This is a genomic window from Streptomyces sp. NPDC002130, assembly GCF_040296465.1.
GTDB lineage: Bacteria > Actinomycetota > Actinomycetes > Streptomycetales > Streptomycetaceae > Streptomyces.
In genome coordinates this window covers 40,100-57,786 of sequence record NZ_JBEOXI010000002.1, presented here as the reverse complement: position 1 = coordinate 57,786, position 17,687 = coordinate 40,100, and the positions used below count along the sequence as shown (strand labels likewise).

Genomic DNA, 17,687 nt, shown 5'->3' with positions numbered 1-17,687 from the left:
GCCATGGTCGTACGGGCTGTTTCCGGACGAGTCTAGAGGGCGCCTTTCACCGGTCCGCAGGGCGTACGTTCCTCAAGGGCAGGCGCACGGTGAACACCGTCGCCCCCGGTGCGCTGTTCAGCTCGATGCGGCCGCCGTGGGCGCCGACCAGGGACTGGGCGACCGCGAGGCCCAGGCCGCTGCCGCCGCGGTCGCGGCTGCGGGCCTTGTCGACGCGGTAGAAGCGGTCGAAGACACGGGCGCGGTCGCCGGGCGGGATGCCCGGACCGGTGTCGGCGACCCGCACCTCGGCCGCGCCGGGCACGAGGGCGACCTCCACCGACACCTTCGTCCCGGCGGGGGTGTGCACGGCGGCGTTGGTCAGCAGGTTGTCGACGACCTGCCGGATGCGCAGCGGGTCCATCGGCAGCGACACCGGGCCCGGACCCGCCAGGACGGTCAGCGGATGGTCCGGGCGACCGGCGCGGAAGGCGTCCGCGGCCTGCCCCACCAACTCCACCAGGTCGGCGTGCTCAAGGCGCAGCGGTGTCTCCACCTCCGCCGCGTCCAGCCGGGCGAGCAGCAGCAGGTCGTCCAGGAGGAAGCCCATGCGGGCGGCCTCGGCGCGCAACCGGGCCAGGTGCCGGTCGCGTTCCTCGGGGGCGTTGGCGGCGGCGTACTGGAAGAGGTCGGCGTAACCGCGCACCGACATCAGCGGGGTGCGCAGCTCGTGCGAGGCGTCGGCGACGAAGCGGCGCAGCCGCTGCTCGGCCTCGGCGCGCACGGCGAGGGAGTCGTCGATGTGCTCCAGCATCGTGTTGAAGGCAGTGCGCAGTTCATCCACCTCGGGGCCGCCGTCCCGGCCGTCGGCGCGCAGCGGGAGCCGGGCCGCCGACTCGGTCAGGTCGTGCGAGGCGATGCCGTGCGCGGTGGACGCCATGTCGCTGAGCGGTTTCAGACCGCGGCGCAGCATCCGGCGGCCGAATACGACCAGCGCGAGCAGGGCGAGGGCGAAGGTGACGACCTGGATCGTGATCAGCTGCCCGACCGTGTCCTCGATGTCCTCCATGGGTGCGGCGCTGACCAGGACCACCCCGGGCTCGACCTGGCAGGCGCGCAGCCGGTAGGAGCCCGCGCCCTTGAGGTGCTCGGTGCGCAGGATCTCCTTGTGCGCGGCGGTCTGGGCCCGGGCGAGGGAGGTGAAGTCGTCGACGTCCTTCGGCAGGTCGGCCGGATCCTCGGGCCTGCGCAGCTCGGTCCTGCCGTCCGACACGTCGTACACGGCGTAGAACCAGCTGTAGTACTTCTTGCCCGAGAGGGTGCCGTAGTCCGCGATGCTCTTGGACTGGGCGATCTGGGCCTGCGCGAGCTGGGTGTCGAGCTGGGCCGACAGATAGTCCCGCATGTACGTGGTCAGGGCCGTGCCGACGACGGCGAACACCACCAGGGACAGGGCGCCGAGGCCCAGGGCCAGCCGGGTGCCCAGCCGCATCCTGCGGTAGGTCCGCCGCAGCCGGGCGATCACTCGGCGGCCTGCCGCAGCACGTACCCGAACCCGCGCACGGTGTGGATGAGCGGCGAGGCGCCGTCGTCGGTCTCGTCGAGCTTGCGGCGCAGCCGGCTGACGACCAGCTCGACGACGTTGGAGCGGCCGCCGAAGCCGTACTCCCACACGTGGTCGAGGATCTGCGCCTTGGTGAGCACGGTCGGCGACTTGCGCATGAGGTAGCGCAGCACCTCGTACTCGGTCGGGGTCAGCGACAGCAGCCTCGCGCCGCGCCGGACCTCGCGGGTGTCCTCGTCCATCGTCAGGTCGCCGACCCGGAGCACGGACCGCTGGAAGGCGGGCCCGGCGCTGCGCCGCAGCACGGTCCGCAGCCGGGCCATCAGCTCCTCCACGGCGAACGGCTTGACCAGGTAGTCGTCGCCGCCCCGGGTCAGGCCGGCGACCCGGTCGGCGACGCCGTCGCGGGCGGTGAGGAACACCACCGGCACCATCGTGCCGGAGGCGCGCAGCCGGTCCAGGACGCCGAAGCCGTCCACGCCGGGCAGCATCAGATCGAGCACGACGATGTCCGGGTGGAACTCGGCGGCCCGCCGCAGTGCGTCCTCGCCGGTGTACGCCGTGACCGCGTCCCAGCCCTCGTAGCGGGCGACGGTCGCGACGAGGTCGGCGATGGGCGGGTCGTCGTCGACGACGAGAAGTCGTACTTTCTCCACGCGCTCATAGTGCTGCACGCGTCCCGCACCGCCATAGCCGCCCGCCCTCCCGCCGCCGGATCGATAACCACTTGAAAGTCGGGCGACAGCTTCCCGACAGCTCCCCCGCGCCAAGCTCGGTGTACCAGGAGCCGATCAAGGAGCTGCCGATCGTGACGACCCTCCATCAACGTCCTGCGGCGACCCGCCCGGGCATGCGGCCCTCAGTGGTGGGCCGCACCGGCCTGTCCGCGGTGCTGCTGGCGAACGCGGTCGTGGTGGCCGTGTTCTTCGCGCAGGCCGGTTTCGCCTCGAACGCGCTGATCGTGCTGGGCCGGCTGACCGGTCTGTACGCGGCGCTGCTGATGGCGTTCCAGCTGCTGCTGGTGGCCCGGCTGCCGTGGTTCGACCGGCGGATCGGCATGGACCGGCTGACGTCCTGGCACCGCTGGACGGGCTTCTCGCTGCTGTGGCTGCTGCCGGCGCACGCGGTGTTCATCGTCTTCGGTTACGCGCGGGCCTCGTCCCTGGACCCGGTGAACCAGCTGGTGGACCTCGCCGAGACGGTCGAGGGCGTGCTGCGGGCGATCGTCGCGCTGGCGATCATCCTGGTGGTCGGCGCGGTCTCGGCCCGGTACGCCCGGCGCCGGCTGGCGTACGAGACCTGGCACTTCATCCACCTGTACACCTACGTGGCGGTGGTGCTGGCGTTCACGCACCAGGTCGCGGCGGGGACGACGTTCGCCTCGTCGGCGGTCGCGACGGCGTACTGGTACGCCCTGTGGGGCGCGGCCCTCGCCGCGGTGTTCGCCGGCCGGCTGGTGCTGCCGCTGTGGCGCAACCTCCGCCACCGGCTCCGGGTGACGGCCGTCGTCCCGGAGAACGACCACGTCGTCTCGGTCTACGTCACGGGCCGCGACCTGGACCGGCTGCCCGCCCGGGCGGGGCAGTTCTTCCTGTGGCGGTTCCTGACCAAGGACCGCTGGTGGCAGGCGAACCCGTTCTCCCTGTCGGCCGCCCCGGACGGCCGTACGCTGCGCCTGACCGTCAAGCGGGCCGGTGCCGGCAGCGCTGCCCTGCGGCATCTGAAGGTCGGCACGCGCGTGTTCGCCGAGGGCCCCTACGGTGCCTTCACCACCCTGCACCGCACCCGCCCCGACGCCGTGCTCATCGCCGGTGGCGTCGGTGTCACGCCGATCCGGGCCCTGCTGGAGGAACTGCACGGCCACGCGGTCGTGATCTACCGGGTGGCCACGGACCGGGACGCCGTCCTCTACGACGAACTGCGCGACCTCGCCCTCGCCAGGGGCGCCGAGCTGCACCTGGTGACCGGCCCGCCCGTGCCCGACCGGCTGGCTCCGCCGGAGCTGGCCCGGCTGGTGCCGGACCTCGCGCAGCGGGACGTCTACCTGTGCGGCCCGCCGCCGATGATGAACGCGGTGCTCGGCAGCCTGCGCGAGCTGGGTGTGCCGAAGCCCCAGGTCCACTTCGAACGCTTCAGCCTGGCCGGATGACGAGGAGAGATTCGTGAAGCGAGCCCTGCCCGTCCTCGTCCTCAGTGTCGCGGGCCTGATCCCTCTCTGGCGCTACGCGCCCTCGCAGGACACCGGTTCGTCGTCGGCCCCGGCGGAGGCGGCGGCTCCGGCGTCCACCCCCTCGGCCTCCTCGTCGGGCGGCACCACGACCACCGTCGTGTCGGGGTCCCTCGTCGACACCGAGAAGGGCCCGGTGCGGGTCGAGGTCACCTTCGACGGCGACAGGATCGCCTCGGTGCGCATGCTCCGGCAGCCGGACCACCCGCAGACCACGGCGGCGGTTCCTCAGCTGATCGAGGAGACGCTCCAGGCGCAGAGCGCCGACATCGACACGGTGTCGGGCGCGACGATCACCAGCGACGGCTACAAGGAGTCGCTCCAGGCCGCCATCGACGCGAGGGGCTGAGGGATGCGGCGCGTCGAGCACGTCATGGGGTTCCCGGTGTCGGTACGGATCGACGACGAGAACGTCCCCGAGGCAGCGGTGGACGGCCTGTTCGCCTGGCTGCGCGAGGTCGACGCGCGCTTCAGCCCGTTCCGCCCGGACAGCGAGGTGTCACGGCTGGACCGGGGCGAGGTGCGCGAGCCCGGCCCGGAGCTGCGCGAGGTCCTGGACCTGTGCGAGGAGTACCGGATCGCCACCGGGGGCGCCTTCGACGTGCGCCTGCCCGGCCGCGGCCTGGACCCCTGCGCCGTGGTGAAGGGCTGGTCGGTGCAGCGGGGGGCGGAGCTGCTGTCGGCAGCGGGTGCGCGCCGCTTCTGCCTCAACGCCGGCGGCGACGTGATCGCCTCCGGCGGCCCCTGGCGCGTCGGCGTGCGCCACCCCGAACACGCCGACCGGCTCTGCACGGTCCTGGACGTCACGGACCGGGCCGTGGCGACCTCCGCCCGCTACGAACGCGGCGACCACATCCTCGACGGCCGCACCGGCCGCCCCGCGACCGGCCTGATCAGCCTGACCGTGGTGGCCCCGACCCTGACCGAGGCGGACACGGTCGCGACGGCGGCCTTCGCGCTCGGCAGGGAGGGCGTCGGGTGGGCGGCCGCCCGCGAGAGGTGCGAGGTGTTCGCGGTGGACGCGGACCGGCGGGTGCTGCGCAGTGCCGGATTTCCGGCGGCGGGGACGGACGGGGCCGCGGCGGCGTGAGCCGGGTGGCGCCGGTCAGCCGCTGCCGGGCAGGTCCTCCAGGAAGCCCGCCGGCGGCACGAAGAACAGGCTGCCGGTGACGGCACGCGAGTAGTCCAGCAGCGGGTCGGGGCCGGAGCCCGGCCCGCCCAGGAACATCTTGCGCAGCATCGTCTCGGGTATGCCTGGCGTGGCCGCGTAGGCCACGAAGTACGTGCCGAACTCCCCGTGCCCGGGCCTGCCGAACGGCATCGCCGACCGCAGGATCCTCAGCTCCGCGCCGTCCGGGCCGAGCACGGTGTTGACGTCCTTGTGCGAACCGGGCGCGTCGAGTTCCAGGTTGGTGAGCTTGGTGCGGCCGATCACCTTCTCCTGGGCCTCGACGGCGAGGGCGTCCCAGGCGTCCACGTCGTGCAGGTACTTCTGCACCAGCGCGTAACTGCCGCCCCGGAAGCCGGGATCCTCCTCGCCGACCAGTGCCGCGTCCGCCGCGGCCTGCCCGACCGGGTTCTCGGTGCCGTCGACGAAGCCCAGCAGGTTGCGCGAGTCGAAGTAGGAGAAGGCCTGCGTCTCGTCCCGCACGGCGACCGCGCCGCGCAGCCGCCGCACCAGCTCGGCGGCCAGCGCGAAGCACAGGTCGGTGCGGGCGGCCCTGATGTGGAAGAACAGGTCGCCCGGGGTGGACGGCGCGTGGTGCCGGGGTCCGGCCAGTTCGCGGAACGGGTGCAGTTCGGCGGGCCGCGGACCGCCGAACAGCCGTCCCCACGCCCGGGATCCGACCCCGGCGACGCAGCCGAGGCCGCCGTCGGGGCTGGGGAAGCCCACCGAGCGCACCAGGCCCGCGAGCGAACCCAGCACCTCCCGTACGGCGCCTTCCCCGCCGGGTTCGATCGTCGCGACCAGGAACACCGCGACCGACGCCGGCGGGTTCAGCACCGGCTGCGGCAGCGTCTCGCCCGAGGGCAGCGGTGACGTCATGGCTTCCCATCCCTTCGCCCGGACGGCACGGCCCGCCCGCTCCCCCTCCGGGACGGCACGGCCCACGCCCCTGACACGATGCCCAGCGAACAGGCGGCCGGAACTCCCCCGGCGGGATGGGCGGTTGCCGGGTCCACTCCGCCCGCAGCACCTCGACGTCCCACGGCCCGAGCGGCACCGCGCCGGCGTACCGAGCGTCCGACAGCACGTCCCGCGGGGCCGTCCGGTTGGTGATCGTCCATTCAGGGGCCCGGCGCCACCGAGGAGCCGAAACGTTCCTGAAGTTCCTTCGTCACCCACTCGCGCCCCATCGGCAGCGGTTAATCTCATAGGTCACCGAAGGTTAACGGGGGGTTGCCCATGGTGAAGGACCATCGCACGCCGCCGGACTGCGCTGGGGGCCACGACGGCATGCCGGAGAGCGACGCCGGGCGCCACCTCCAGAACCAGCTCGAGATCCTGATCCAGGACTTCCGCAGGAGCACCGAACCGCCGATGCCGGTGTTCGTCGTGCACGCGCAGGAGGACCGGGACGACGACGCGGTGGCCGGGCTGGTCCGGCAGCTGCACGCGGGCCAGGAGGCGCACGGCACCCGCTGCGCGGTGGTCCAGGACTCCTACGAGGGCACCACGGAGGTGCGCCGGGCCGCCGCCCTGGTGCGGGCGCTCAGCGATCCGCGCAGGTGGGGCGGCCCGAAGGCGCTCTACCGGCGCTACGCGTTCCCGCGGCTGCGGCTGGTGCACGCCATCGACGACGCGGTCGCGGCCCTCGGCGACAGCTGGCCCGCGCCCGCCGCGGGCAGCCCCGAGGCCGGGCAGGACCAGCGGCAGCGACTCCTCAACGAGCTGGCGCAGCAGCGCTGGCGGCCGAAGAACACCGCCCGCTGGCGTTCCGGCCTGCCGCTGTTCGACATGGCGCACATCCTCCCGGCGAGCCTCGTGACCGTTCTCGCCGCGCTCCTCGCCCGCAGCGAGTGGTACGTCGCGGTCGGCGCCGGCCTCGTCTTCCTGCTGCTGCTGACCGTCCTCAACTACGTCCTGCCGGGCCGGGCCCCGATCTTCCTGTGGCTGCGCCGGGAGAGCCGCTGGTTCATGACGACGACGTTCCTGAGGGCGGCGGACCAGGAGGAGTCCACCGAGGTGTCGCTGCTGCGGCCGGTCCGCTCCTGGAAGGCGATCGCGGCCCGGGCCTACGACGTGGCCGAGGCGCTCACGGCGGGCGGCGACTTCCACCTCCAGCTGTGCGTGCTGGCGCTGCGCGAGGACCTGCGGGACAACCACCGCCGCTGGAGCTGGGACCTGCGCGGCTTCAAACGGCCGCGTCCGCCGATGCTGTTCCTGCCGCACGCGGACGACCGCAACGGCGGCATCGAGCTGATCCGGGCCATCAGTGACGTCCGCAGCCGGCGCAGCGAGCTCGACCCGCTGCTCGTGGTGGCCGCGGTGCGCACGCACGACGTGCCGCGCCTGGAGCGCAGTGTCGTCCAGGCACCACCCGCCCCGGACGCGGCGCCGCCGACGTTCGGCGTCCGGCTGCGCACCTGGTACCAGGAGTGGGGCCGCAACCTGCGCGCCGAGCAGTCACCCAGCCGGGAGCGGTCCGTCCTGCCGTGGGTGATGAAGATCCCGCTGCCGCACGACCAGCTGGGCCCGCTCGAGGAGGGCCGCCACCATCTGCGGGCCTCCTCCCGGCCGACGCTCGCCCGGCTGGTGTGGGCCCTGCACACCCTGGTCCTGGTCGTCGCCCTGCTCACCGCGGTCACCGTGATGCGGGCCGACGCCCTGCACGACCGGTACTGCTCGGCGTCCGTGCTGACCGCCAACCGGGACACCCGGCGCGCGGCGGCGCCCGACGGCAGCACGGAGTGCATCGGCATAGCGACGGACGAGGTCCGCTTCGCCGACTGGCTGCCCGCACCCGAGCCCGGCGGCGACGTCAAGGCGCTCACGGCCGACGACGAGACGCCCTGGACGGTGGCCGACCTGGAGAACCGCATCGCCCGTCAGAACGACGGCGTTCTCGCCCGGCACACCGGCAAGTACGTCACCGTCGTCTACGCCGGGCCGCTCAGCGCCGACGCCTCGGCCGGCTCCTCCCTCGTGAAGGGCGCCGAGGAACTGGCGGGCGTGTATCTGGCGCAGGCCGTCATCAACGAGAACTCCAGCGTGAAGCTGCGGGTCCTGATCGCCAACGGCGGCGTCGACCTGGGCCACCAGGAGGAGATGGCGGAGGCGATCGCCGCGTACGCCGCCCACGACCCGACCGTGGTGGGAGTCGTCGGCACCGGCCGCGACCTGAAGTCGAGCAGGGCGACGACGCGCACCCTGATGGAAGCCGGCCTGCCGGTCGTCTCCGGCACGAACTCCGCGACCTATCTGCCCCGCGAGTTCGCCAACTGGTTCAGCCTGGCCGCCACGGACGAGTGGCAGACCCGGCAACTCGGTCTGATCGCCGCCCAGTTGCGCACCCCGGACCGGCGACAGTACGCCCTCGTCCTGGCCCGCGACACGGCGAAGACCGACGACCTCTACACCGACGAACAGGCGCGCTACGGCCAGGGGATGCTGCGAAGAGTGGGCTTCACCCCGCTCCCTCAGCGCCGCTACACCCTGACCGGCGGCAAGCCCGAACTCCGCTCGCACGCACAGGAGATCTGCCGGGGCAGCCGGGTCCCCTCCGTCATCTACTTCGCGGGCCGGGTGGAGGACATCGACCCCCTGATGACCCAGCTGGGCACCGAACCGGGCTGCGCCGGGAAGCCCCTGGCCATCCTCACCGGCGACGACCTGTCCAAGGCCGACTTCGCCGACGGCGGCCAGTCCGTCGCGCCGAAGGTCACGCTGTACCACGCGGCCCTCGCGGAGCTGGAGACGGCCGCCGTCAAGACGGGCTTCTACCTGGACGCCACCAAGCACCTGCCGGGGGTGCAGGGTCGCCGCCTGCGCTACGACAGCCCCGCCCTGGCCAGCGGCCAGACCGCCCTCGCCCATGACGCGACCCGCGCCCTGTTCTGGGCGGCCACCCGCGACGACCGGCCGCAGAGCCGCGCCTCGACCTGGGTGAACCTGCGCAGCGTCAAGATCGAGGGCATGGCCACCGGCACCATCGACTTCACCGGCGCCCCGCTCTACGGCGACCGCACCGGGCACAGCATCGTCCTGAAGGAGGTCAGCCGTGTCAAGGACGGCACCTCGAAACCCCGGGTGCTGTGCAAGCGCACCGCGGGGGACACCAAGCGCCTCACCCAGCAGGAGTGCCGGATCCGCTGAGCGCCGCCTCAGCCCTGCTCGGGGGCCAGCCGCAGCGCGATCGAGTTGATGCAGTACCGCTGGTCCGTGGGCGTCGGATACCCCTCGCCCGCGAACACATGCCCGAGGTGGGAGCCGCACCGGGCACACCGCACCTCGGTGCGCACCATGCCGTGCGAGCGGTCCTCGATCAGCTCCACCGCGTCGGTGTCCTTGGGGTCGAAGAAGGACGGCCAGCCGCAGTGGGACTCGAACTTGGTCTCCGAGGTGAACAGGTCCGCGCCGCAGGCACGGCAGGAGTAGACGCCCCGGGTCTTGGTGTCGGTGTACTCACCGGTGAAGGCGGGCTCGGTGGCCGCCTTCCGCAGGACCGCGTACTCGCCCGGGCTCAGCTCCGCGCGCCACTGCTCGTCCGGCTTCTCGACGTCGTACGCCATGAGCTTCCAGCCCCTCAGTTCGACAGACGGTCCAGGATCTGCGGGCCGAGGTCGGTGACGTCGCCCGCTCCCATGGTGAGAACGAGATCACCCGGCTTCGCCATTCCCGCCACGACCGACGGGACGTCCGCCTTGTCGTGCACCGGCGTCACGTCCGCGCCCGCGGCCCGGGCCGCCTCGATGATCAGCTCGCTCGTCACGCCCGGGATCGGGTCCTCGCGGGCCGGGTAGATGTCCAGCACGACGGAGGCGTCCGCGAGGGCGAGGGACTGGCCCATCTCCTTGCCGAGCTCCTGCGTCCGCGAGAAGAGGTGGGGCTGGAAGACGACCAGGATCCGGGCGTCACCGGCCGCGGCGCGCATGGCCTCCAGGTCGGCGGTCATCTCGGTGGGGTGGTGCGCGTAGGAGTCGATGACCTGCACGCCCGCGGCCTCGCCCTTCAGCTGCAGGCGCCGCTTCACGCCCGTGTACGCGGCGATCGCCGGGGCCAGCTCGGCCGCCGGGATACCGAGGGCCGCGCCGGCCGCCAGCGCGGCGACCGCGTTGTGCGCGTAGTGCCGGCCGGGGACGGAGACCGTGAAGGTCAGCTCCTCGCCCTCCAGCACCACGGTGACCTCGCTCTTCAGCCCCTGCGGCACGACCGACAGGATGCGCACGCCGGCGTCCTCGGACTCGCCGTAGGTCACCACACGCACACCGCGCCCGGCGACGAGGCGGGTCAGCTCCCGCGCGCCCTCGTGGTCGGCGGCGATCACCAGCGTGCCGTCCTCGGTGATCCGGTCCACGAACGTCTCGAACGACTCGTAGATCTCGTCCATCGACGCGTAATTGGCGTGGTGGTCGAGTTCGACGTTGAGGACGATCGCGACCTCGGGCGCGTACTTGTGGAAGCTGCGGTCCGACTCGTCCGCCTCGGCGACGAAGATCTCGCCCTCGCCGTGCAGCGCGTTGGAGCCGGGGGCGTCCAGGTCTCCGCCGATCGCGTAGGAGGGCTTGAGGCCCAGCTCGCTCAGCGACACGGCCAGCATCGACGTCGTGGTCGTCTTGCCGTGCGTACCGGCGACGGCGATCGGCCGCAGCCCGTCCATCAGCGCCGCGAGCGCGTCGGACCGGTGCACGACGGGGATGCCGAGCTCGGCGGCCCGGGCCAGCTCGGGGTTGTCCTGCCGGATCGCCGACGACACGACCACACAGCTGGCGTCGTCGGCGAGATGCTCCGCGGCGTGCCCGATGTGCACGGTCGCGCCCAGGGCCCGCAGCGCCTCGGCCGTCGCCGACTCCTTGGCGTCGCTGCCCGCGACCACGGCCCCGCGCTGGGCGAGGATCTTCGCGATCCCCGACATCCCGGCCCCACCGATCCCGATGAAGTGCGGTCGGTCCATGGCGGGAGGAAGGCCGGCTGCCATGCGTGTCTCCAAGTTCGGGTGGCGAGGGTTGGCGGGGCCAAGCCTATTGCGTGCGCAGGGCCGACCTGCCCATCAGGGGCGCGGGGCCGCATCGATATGCGGCTCCGCCGCGTGGGCGCGAACGGCCACGAACGACCCGCACCCGGCAAACCCCGCGATCCACCCTTACGCCTTGCTGTGCGAGAACAGCTTCAGCACCGGGACCCCCACCTTGTGCCGGGCCCGCGACGCCCAGTCCCGGTGGAAGAACTCCTCCACGTAGTGGGGGTCGGTCAGCACGATGACCTCGTCCGCGCCGACCTCCTCCACCAGGGACTTCAGCGCGTCCAGCGGATGGTCCTCGATCAGCCGCCCCTGTGCCGGACTGCCCGAGGCGCGCAACGCGGCGAGGGACACCTCCAGCGCCCGCTGCCCCACGCTGAGCGCCTCTTCACCCTCCGGCGTCTCCCCCTCGCGGACGGCCTCGTCCAGTTCGCCGAGCGCCACGTCGTCGATGGCCCGCAGCAGGCGGTCCGCCTGCTCGCCGCGCGGCTGCAACAGCACCTCGAAGGAGACCTGCTCCTCGCCGTGCAAGGTGGTGACGAACTCCACGTCGGCCGACGTCAGCGCCTTCTCGATCATCAATACGCTGGTGAACACCCGGCGCCCCTTCTGCTCCGGGGGCCCAAGGCCCCACTTCGCCGCAGGCCGGCCGTGCCGGGCCCTGCGGAAACCATCCTGCCCCGTCTGCACACGGGTCCTGCCGGATCCAGTGTGCCCTCCGAAAACCAAACAGAACGGCATATTCCGCCGATGAACGGACCGACGGCGGGTTCACCCCGCTTCGACGGCGTACCGGTCGGCCGGATTTCCCGACCGCCGACACCTTGTACCCCGGGCCCCGCGTTTCAGTACGCGGCTCGGGCGCGCTCGTACCGCGTGAACAGGAAGCCGTCCTCCTCCAGCATCGACACCAGCCCGAAGCGGTGCGGGACGGTGACCGCCGGCCCTCCGGCGATGCGCTGCGCCTGGCCCGCCGTGAGCATCGGGGAGACGGTCAGGCACAGCTCGTCGAGCACGCCGGCCGCGACCATCTGCCCGAGCAGGCGCGGGCCGCCCTCGGTGAGCAGCCGGGTGTGGCCGAGGTCGGCGAGGGCCCGGACGGCCAGGGCGGGGTCCACGCCGATGCCGTCCCCGGCGGTGACCACCCGGGCGCCCGCCTTCTCGGCGGCGGCGACGCGGTCCGCGGCGGCCGCTGCGCCCGTGAGGATCAGGGTGGGAACCAGGGGCGAGGTGAACAGCGGGAGCGAGAAGTCCAGGTCGAGACTGGCCGTGACCACCGCGATCGCCGGTGCGGGCCGCTGCCCGGCCGCCTCCCGCATCGCCGCGAAGTCCTCCCGCGCGCGTGCGGGCCGGTAGCCCTCCTTGCGCACCGTCTCCGCGCCGACGACCACGACGTCGGCCAGCGCCCGCAGCGTGCCGAAGATCCGCATGTCGCTGGCGCTGGAGATGGGCTGCGAACGGCCGTCGTGCTGGGCGGCCCCGTCCAGCGTGGACACCATGTTGGCGCGCAGCCACGGAACCGGTCCCCCGGGCCCGGGCTCCGGATAGGCGTAGGCGGCAGCCAGCTCCTGAAGGCTCCACTCCCGGCCGGCGCCCTCGGCGGACGCGCCGCCCGGCGCCGGAGCTGCTGTTTCATCGGTCACAGGGAACAGACGTCGCATGCCGTGCAGTGTTCCACGCGCCGTAGCATGGTGAACCGTGTCTTCTCCCCTGGCCCCCTCCGGAAGCGGCCCCATAACCGACCCGGCCCCGCTGTCCCTGTGCGCCCGTGAGCCGCACGTACCCGCGGACCGGCTGGTCGCCGAGATGGTGCCGCCGCCGCGGTTCGACTCCGTCCGCTTCAGCACGTACATCCCCGACCCGAACCAGCCCAGCCAGACGGAGGCCGTCGGGGTCCTGGAGCGTTTCGCGTCGGGCCTCGACTCGGGAGGGTCCCCGGGAGCCGGCAAGCGGCGGCTGTTCGGTTTCGGCAGGGCGCCGAAGGCCCCCACCGGCCCGCGCGGCGTCTACCTCGACGGCGGCTACGGCGTCGGCAAGACCCACCTGCTGGCGTCCTTGTGGCACGCCACTCCGGCCGAGCCCGCGCTCAAGGCGTTCGGCACGTTCGTGGAGCTGACCAACCTGGTCGGCGCCCTCGGGTTCCAGCAGACCGTCCGGACGCTGTCCGGGCACCGCCTGCTGTGCATCGACGAGTTCGAGCTCGACGACCCGGGCGACACCGTCCTGGTCTCCACCCTGCTCGGCAAGCTCGTCGACGCGGGTGTGGCGCTCGCCGCCACGTCCAACACGCTGCCCGGCAAGCTCGGCGAGGGCCGGTTCGCCGCGGCAGACTTCCTGCGCGAGATCCAGGGCCTGTCGGCCCACTTCCGCGCCCTGCGCATCGACGGCGAGGACTACCGCCATCGCGGTCTGCCCGAGGCACCGCCGCCGTACTCCGACGAACAGGTGACCCGCGCGGCCCACGCCACCGAGGGCGCCTCCCTTGACGCGTTCTCGCCCCTCCTGGAACACCTGGCCCGCGTCCACCCCAGCCGGTACGGCGCTCTGACCGACGGGATCAAGGCCGTGTGCCTCACGGGTGTGCACCCGGTTCCCGACCAGTCGACGGCCCTCAGGCTGGTCGTCCTCGCGGACCGGCTCTACGACCGCGAGGTGCCGGTGCTCGCCTCGGGTCTGCCCTTCGACCAGCTGTTCAGCGACGAGATGCTGAACGGCGGCTACCGCAAGAAGTACTTTCGGGCCATCTCCCGGCTCACCGCCCTCGCCCGCGACGCGGGTTCACTGGCGGGCCCCCGGTAACCACAGCTCCCATACCACGTCAACCGCCCGGCGAGTAGGGCTTGTTCAAGCCAGCCCACCTGCGGTTTTCAGGCTCTCTTCAGCTTGAAACGTTAAGTTAACCCTGCAAACGACTTTGCAGGGTTAACGTGTTTCTTGACCGGCCGTTGACCAAGTGTTGGCCTGCACTAGACGTGCGAAGCACCGGAAGGGGGGCGCATGTACCGAGGTACGACGGCACGGACCGTGGTTTCGATCCTCGCCGCCGTCCTGCTCGCCCTTCAGTTCTTCGCACCGACCGCGTCCTTCGCATCCGCGCATACGCACAGCCAAGTTGAGGCCAAAGCTCAGCCCGGAACCAAGCCCTCCGGCACGTCTTCGCGCCCCGGCCACAAGTCCCTGGGGAAGGCGCTGCGCGACGAGACGGCGACCTGTCGCGCCGGGCACCACGGGGACCCGACCGGTCCCCTGCGGACCCGCGACCGGTCCCACACCGCGGACCTCGCGCCTTCGGGCCCCGAGCGGCCGCTGCAACGGCACATCCGGCCGACGGGACCCGAACCGGTCAGACCCGGTGCCGCGCACAACCGCACGTCGAGATCCTCGACATCGCACACTCCGGCGGCACTTCAGGTCTTTCGCTGCTGAGCGGCAGAGCAGTTCCCCCCACCCTTGCCATGCCCGTCCGACGCGCCCCCACTGCGCGCCAGGAGGAATCGACACACTCATGCAACCCCTCATCGACAACGCCCGCATCTTCGGACAGCGCCCTGAGGAGTTCGCCCACCTCGCCGAGGGCCAGTCCCCCGACGTCCTGTTCATCACCTGCTCCGACTCCAGGGTCGTACCGGCCCTGATCACCGGCGCCCGCCCCGGCGAGCTCTTCGAGCTGCGCACCGCGGGCAACGTCGTCCCCCCGCACTCCTTCGAGCACCCCACCTCGGAGGCGGCCACGATCGAGTACGCCGTGGAGGTCCTCGGCGTCAAGGACATCGTGGTCTGCGGCCACTCGCACTGCGGCGCCGTGGGCGCGGTGGTACGCGGCGACGACCTCGCCGCCGTACCGGCGGTGCGCGACTGGCTGGCACGCGCCGCCGACGAGCCGGAGTGCTCCGACCCCGCCGACCCGACGGTCGCCGAGGCCGTGCAGAACCACGCCCTCACCCAGGTGCTGCGTCTGCGGTCCTACCCCTGCGTCGAACGCCGGCTGGCGGAGGGCCGTCTCGGCCTGCACGCCTGGTTCTACGAAGTGCACACCGGGATCGTGCGCGAACACCGCGCGGACACCGACTCCTTCGAGAAGCTGTGAGGGCGACCATGGCCAAGTTCCCTTACCTGAAGCAGGACTTCCTCGCCTCGATCGTCGTCTTCCTGGTCGCGGTCCCGCTGTGCGTCGGCGTGGCGGTCGCCTCCGGCGTCCCCGCGGAGCTGGGCCTCATCACCGGCATCGTGGGCGGGCTCGTCACCGGGCTGATGCGCGGCAGCAGCCTTCAGGTGTCCGGGCCGGCCGCCGGGCTCACCGTGCTGGTCTTCGAGGCCGTCAGCCAGTTCGGAGTGGCCACGCTCGGCGTGATCGTGCTGCTCGCAGGCCTGCTCCAGCTCGCCATGGGCTTCCTGGGGATCGGCCGCTGGTTCCGGGCGATATCCGTCTCCGTCGTCGAGGGCATGCTCTGCGGCATCGGACTGGTGATCATCGCCGGGCAGATCTACGCGGCGGCGGGCCTCAAGGCCCCGGAGTCCGGACTCGGCAAGATCGCCGGCCTGCCCGGGATGTTCGCCGACACGCTCGGCAGCACCGAGGCCCTGACCTCCCTCGCGATCGGCGCGGGCACCATCGCCGTCATCGTGCTCTGGAAGAAGCTGCCGAAGGCGGTCCAGACGGTGCCCGGCGCCCTCGCGGCGGTCGTCCTGGCCACGGTCGCCACGCTCGCCTTCAGCCTGCCGGTCGCCACCGTCCAGGTGGAGGGTCTGCTGGGCGTCATCCAGCCGCCCGGGGCCGAGGCCTTCGGCGAACTGGCGAACCCGGCCATCTGGGGCACCATCATCGCCTTCGCACTGATCGCCTCCGCGGAGAGCCTGTTCAGCGCGGCCGCCGTGGACCGGCTGCACGACGGTCCGCGCACCGAGTACAACAAGGAGATGATCGCCCAGGGCGCGGGCAACACCCTGTGCGGTCTGCTCGGCGCGCTGCCGATGACCGCCGTCATCGTGCGCAGCTCCGCCAACGTCAACGCGGGCGCCAAGACCAAGGCCTCCCGGGTGCTGCACGGCGTGTGGCTGCTGCTGTTCGCCGCCGCGATGCCGTGGGCCCTGGCGCTGATCCCGATTCCCGCCCTCGCCGGCATCCTCGTGCACGCCGGCTGGAAGCTGATCCCGTTCGGCCAGATCACGGCGCTGTGGCGGGCCCACAAGGGCGAGGCGCTCATCCTGGTCGTCACCGCCGTGTCGATCGTCGCGGTGAACATGTTCGAGGGTGTGCTCATCGGTCTGGCCCTGTCGGTCGTCAAGACCGCCTGGGAGGCCTCGCACATCAAGCTCGAGATCATCGACAAGGGCGCCGGCCCGATCCAGGCGTACCTGTCCGGCAACGCGACCTTCCTGCGGCTGCCGAAGATCCTCGACAGCCTGGAGAGCCTGCCGCAGGACCGCCCGGTCGAGCTGGACCTCTCAGGTCTGCACCACCTCGACCACGCCTGCCGCACGGCCCTGGAGAACTGGGCCGCACGCCACAGCGCGACGGGCACCGAACCGGTGAAGGTCACGGAGCCCGAGGAGGCCCCGGCGGAGAAGGTCACCGCCGCCTGACCGGCGGACCGGATCACCCACCCCTTGGTCCGGGGCGCGCCGGCTGCGCGCCCCGGACCATGCGCGTCCGCCCCGTTTCGGCCCGATCCCCGGGCATGGCCCCGCGCCCCGGTTGGGGCATATCGTTACAGAAACGGACGGATTCGGACCTCTGAACCGGGAGGTCGGCATGGTCGAAGAACTGGTCGGCGTGGTGGCCGCGGTCGGAGCCGGTGCGCTGGTGTACGTGGCTTCCGCGGCACGGGTCGTCAAGCAGTACGAGCGCGGGGTCGTCTTCCGGCTCGGGCGTCTGCACGGGGACGTGCGGCGGCCCGGGTTCAACCTCGTGATTCCGGCGGTGGACCGGATGCGCAAGGTCAACCTGCAGATCGTGACCATGCCCATCCCGGCCCAGGAGGGCATCACCCGCGACAACGTGACCGTGCGGGTCGACGCCGTCGTCTACTTCAAGGTCGTGGACCCGTCGGCCGCGATCGTCAACGTCGAGGACTACCGCTTCGCCGTGTCGCAGATGGCGCAGACCTCACTGCGCTCGATCATCGGCAAGAGCGAGCTGGACGACCTGCTGTCCAACCGGGAGAAGCTCAACCAGGGCCTGGAACTCATGATCGACAGTCCGGCCGTGGAGTGGGGCGTGACCATCGACCGCGTGGAGATCAAGGACGTCTCCCTGCCGGACACCATGAAGCGCTCCATGGCCCGCCAGGCGGAGGCCGACCGGGAGCGGCGGGCCCGGCTCATCAACGCCGACGCCGAGTACCAGGCCTCCAAGAAGCTGGCCCAGGCCGCCCACCAGATGGCAGACACGCCCTCGGCGCTCCAGCTCCGGCTGCTTCAGACCGTCATGGCGGTGGCGGCGGAGAAGAACTCCACGCTCGTCCTGCCCATTCCGGTGGAGCTTTTGCGGTTCCTGGAGCGGGGCGCGCAGCCCGCGGCGGAGAGGGCGGGACGGCCGCAGGAGGCGGGAGACGCGGAGAGCGCGGGACAGGCGCGAGATGCGGGAGACGCGGAGAGCACGCACCGCGCGCAGCCCACGGACCGCGCGGTGATCGAGGAGCGCGCCGTCGACCTGACGGAGCAAGCCGGGGAAGCCATGGAGCGGCTGCGGCGGGCCGTGGAGCAGTGACGCGCGCTACGCGCGTGGTTCCCGCCG

General features: G+C 72.2%; 15 protein-coding genes. 8 read left to right on the top strand and 7 right to left on the bottom strand.

Translation table 11 applies throughout. The features are described 5' to 3' along the window. Positions 1–46: 46 nt before the first annotated feature. Together ABT116_RS00720 and ABT116_RS00715 are read right to left on the bottom strand one after the other, a co-directional pair. A complete protein-coding gene (locus tag ABT116_RS00720; RefSeq protein ID WP_351625820.1) occupies positions 47–1,504 on the bottom strand; it encodes a sensor histidine kinase in 1,458 nt (485 codons plus the stop codon). Beyond that, positions 1,501–2,199 (bottom strand): response regulator transcription factor, encoded by a 699-nt coding sequence (locus ABT116_RS00715; RefSeq protein WP_351625817.1) that lies wholly within the window; start codon positions 2,197–2,199, stop codon positions 1,501–1,503. The genes ABT116_RS00720 and ABT116_RS00715 overlap by 4 nt, the downstream gene beginning before the upstream one ends. 194 nt (positions 2,200–2,393) lie before the next feature. Between ABT116_RS00715 and ABT116_RS00710 the strand changes: the two genes are divergently transcribed. The 3 genes from ABT116_RS00710 to ABT116_RS00700 are packed head-to-tail and all read left to right on the top strand — an operon-like array spanning position 2,394 to position 4,860. After that, positions 2,394–3,692, top strand: a complete 1,299-nt coding sequence (locus tag ABT116_RS00710) for a ferredoxin reductase family protein (protein WP_351625898.1) — start codon at positions 2,394–2,396, stop codon at positions 3,690–3,692. A 13-nt stretch (positions 3,693–3,705) separates the two neighbouring features. After that, a complete protein-coding gene (locus ABT116_RS00705; RefSeq protein ID WP_351625814.1) occupies positions 3,706–4,119 on the top strand; it encodes an FMN-binding protein in 414 nt (137 codons plus the stop codon). A 3-nt stretch (positions 4,120–4,122) separates the two neighbouring features. After that, positions 4,123–4,860 carry an FAD:protein FMN transferase gene (locus tag ABT116_RS00700; protein WP_351625811.1) on the top strand — a complete coding sequence of 246 codons (738 nt, stop codon included), beginning with the start codon at positions 4,123–4,125 and terminating at the stop codon, positions 4,858–4,860. A gap of 15 nt (positions 4,861–4,875) precedes the next feature. On the opposite strand, the gene ABT116_RS00695 is transcribed toward ABT116_RS00700, so the two are convergent. Beyond that, positions 4,876–5,817 carry a Dyp-type peroxidase gene (locus ABT116_RS00695; RefSeq protein ID WP_351625809.1) on the bottom strand — a complete coding sequence of 314 codons (942 nt, stop codon included), beginning with the start codon at positions 5,815–5,817 and terminating at the stop codon, positions 4,876–4,878. 360 nt (positions 5,818–6,177) lie between these two features. Here ABT116_RS00695 and ABT116_RS00690 point away from each other — a divergent pair, with 360 nt between their 5' ends. Beyond that, on the top strand, positions 6,178–9,087 hold the full coding sequence (locus ABT116_RS00690) for an ABC transporter substrate-binding protein (RefSeq protein ID WP_351625806.1): 2,910 nt from the start codon (positions 6,178–6,180) through the stop codon (positions 9,085–9,087). 8 nt (positions 9,088–9,095) lie between these two features. Here ABT116_RS00690 and msrB read toward each other — a convergent pair whose 3' ends face one another. The 4 genes from msrB to ABT116_RS00670 all read right to left on the bottom strand — a co-directional run bounded on the left by msrB (position 9,096) and on the right by ABT116_RS00670 (position 12,612). Continuing rightward, positions 9,096–9,503, bottom strand: a complete 408-nt coding sequence (gene msrB, locus ABT116_RS00685; protein ID WP_184556212.1) for a peptide-methionine (R)-S-oxide reductase MsrB — start codon at positions 9,501–9,503, stop codon at positions 9,096–9,098. Between the two features lie 14 nt (positions 9,504–9,517). Further along, positions 9,518–10,909, bottom strand: coding sequence for a UDP-N-acetylmuramate--L-alanine ligase (murC, locus tag ABT116_RS00680; protein ID WP_351625803.1), 1,392 nt, complete (start codon positions 10,907–10,909; stop codon positions 9,518–9,520). Between the two features lie 165 nt (positions 10,910–11,074). Further along, positions 11,075–11,548: a beta/alpha barrel domain-containing protein gene (locus ABT116_RS00675; RefSeq protein WP_351625800.1), complete on the bottom strand. Its 474-nt coding sequence runs from the start codon at positions 11,546–11,548 to the stop codon at positions 11,075–11,077. A 248-nt stretch (positions 11,549–11,796) separates the two neighbouring features. Continuing rightward, complete coding sequence (locus ABT116_RS00670; RefSeq protein WP_351625798.1) at positions 11,797–12,612, bottom strand: pyrimidine reductase family protein; 816 nt, start codon at positions 12,610–12,612, stop codon at positions 11,797–11,799. Between the two features lie 37 nt (positions 12,613–12,649). Between ABT116_RS00670 and zapE the strand changes: the two genes are divergently transcribed. The 4 genes from zapE (at position 12,650) to ABT116_RS00650 (ending at position 17,660) form a co-directional block, all read left to right on the top strand. Beyond that, a complete protein-coding gene (gene zapE / locus ABT116_RS00665) occupies positions 12,650–13,750 on the top strand; it encodes a cell division protein ZapE (protein WP_351625797.1) in 1,101 nt (366 codons plus the stop codon). Between the two features lie 706 nt (positions 13,751–14,456). Further along, complete coding sequence (locus ABT116_RS00660; RefSeq protein ID WP_351625794.1) at positions 14,457–15,038, top strand: carbonic anhydrase; 582 nt, start codon at positions 14,457–14,459, stop codon at positions 15,036–15,038. Between the two features lie 8 nt (positions 15,039–15,046). Then, positions 15,047–16,534, top strand: a complete 1,488-nt coding sequence (locus ABT116_RS00655; RefSeq protein ID WP_351625792.1) for a SulP family inorganic anion transporter — start codon at positions 15,047–15,049, stop codon at positions 16,532–16,534. Between the two features lie 169 nt (positions 16,535–16,703). Further along, positions 16,704–17,660 carry a slipin family protein gene (locus tag ABT116_RS00650; RefSeq protein ID WP_351625791.1) on the top strand — a complete coding sequence of 319 codons (957 nt, stop codon included), beginning with the start codon at positions 16,704–16,706 and terminating at the stop codon, positions 17,658–17,660. Positions 17,661–17,687 lie beyond the last annotated feature (27 nt).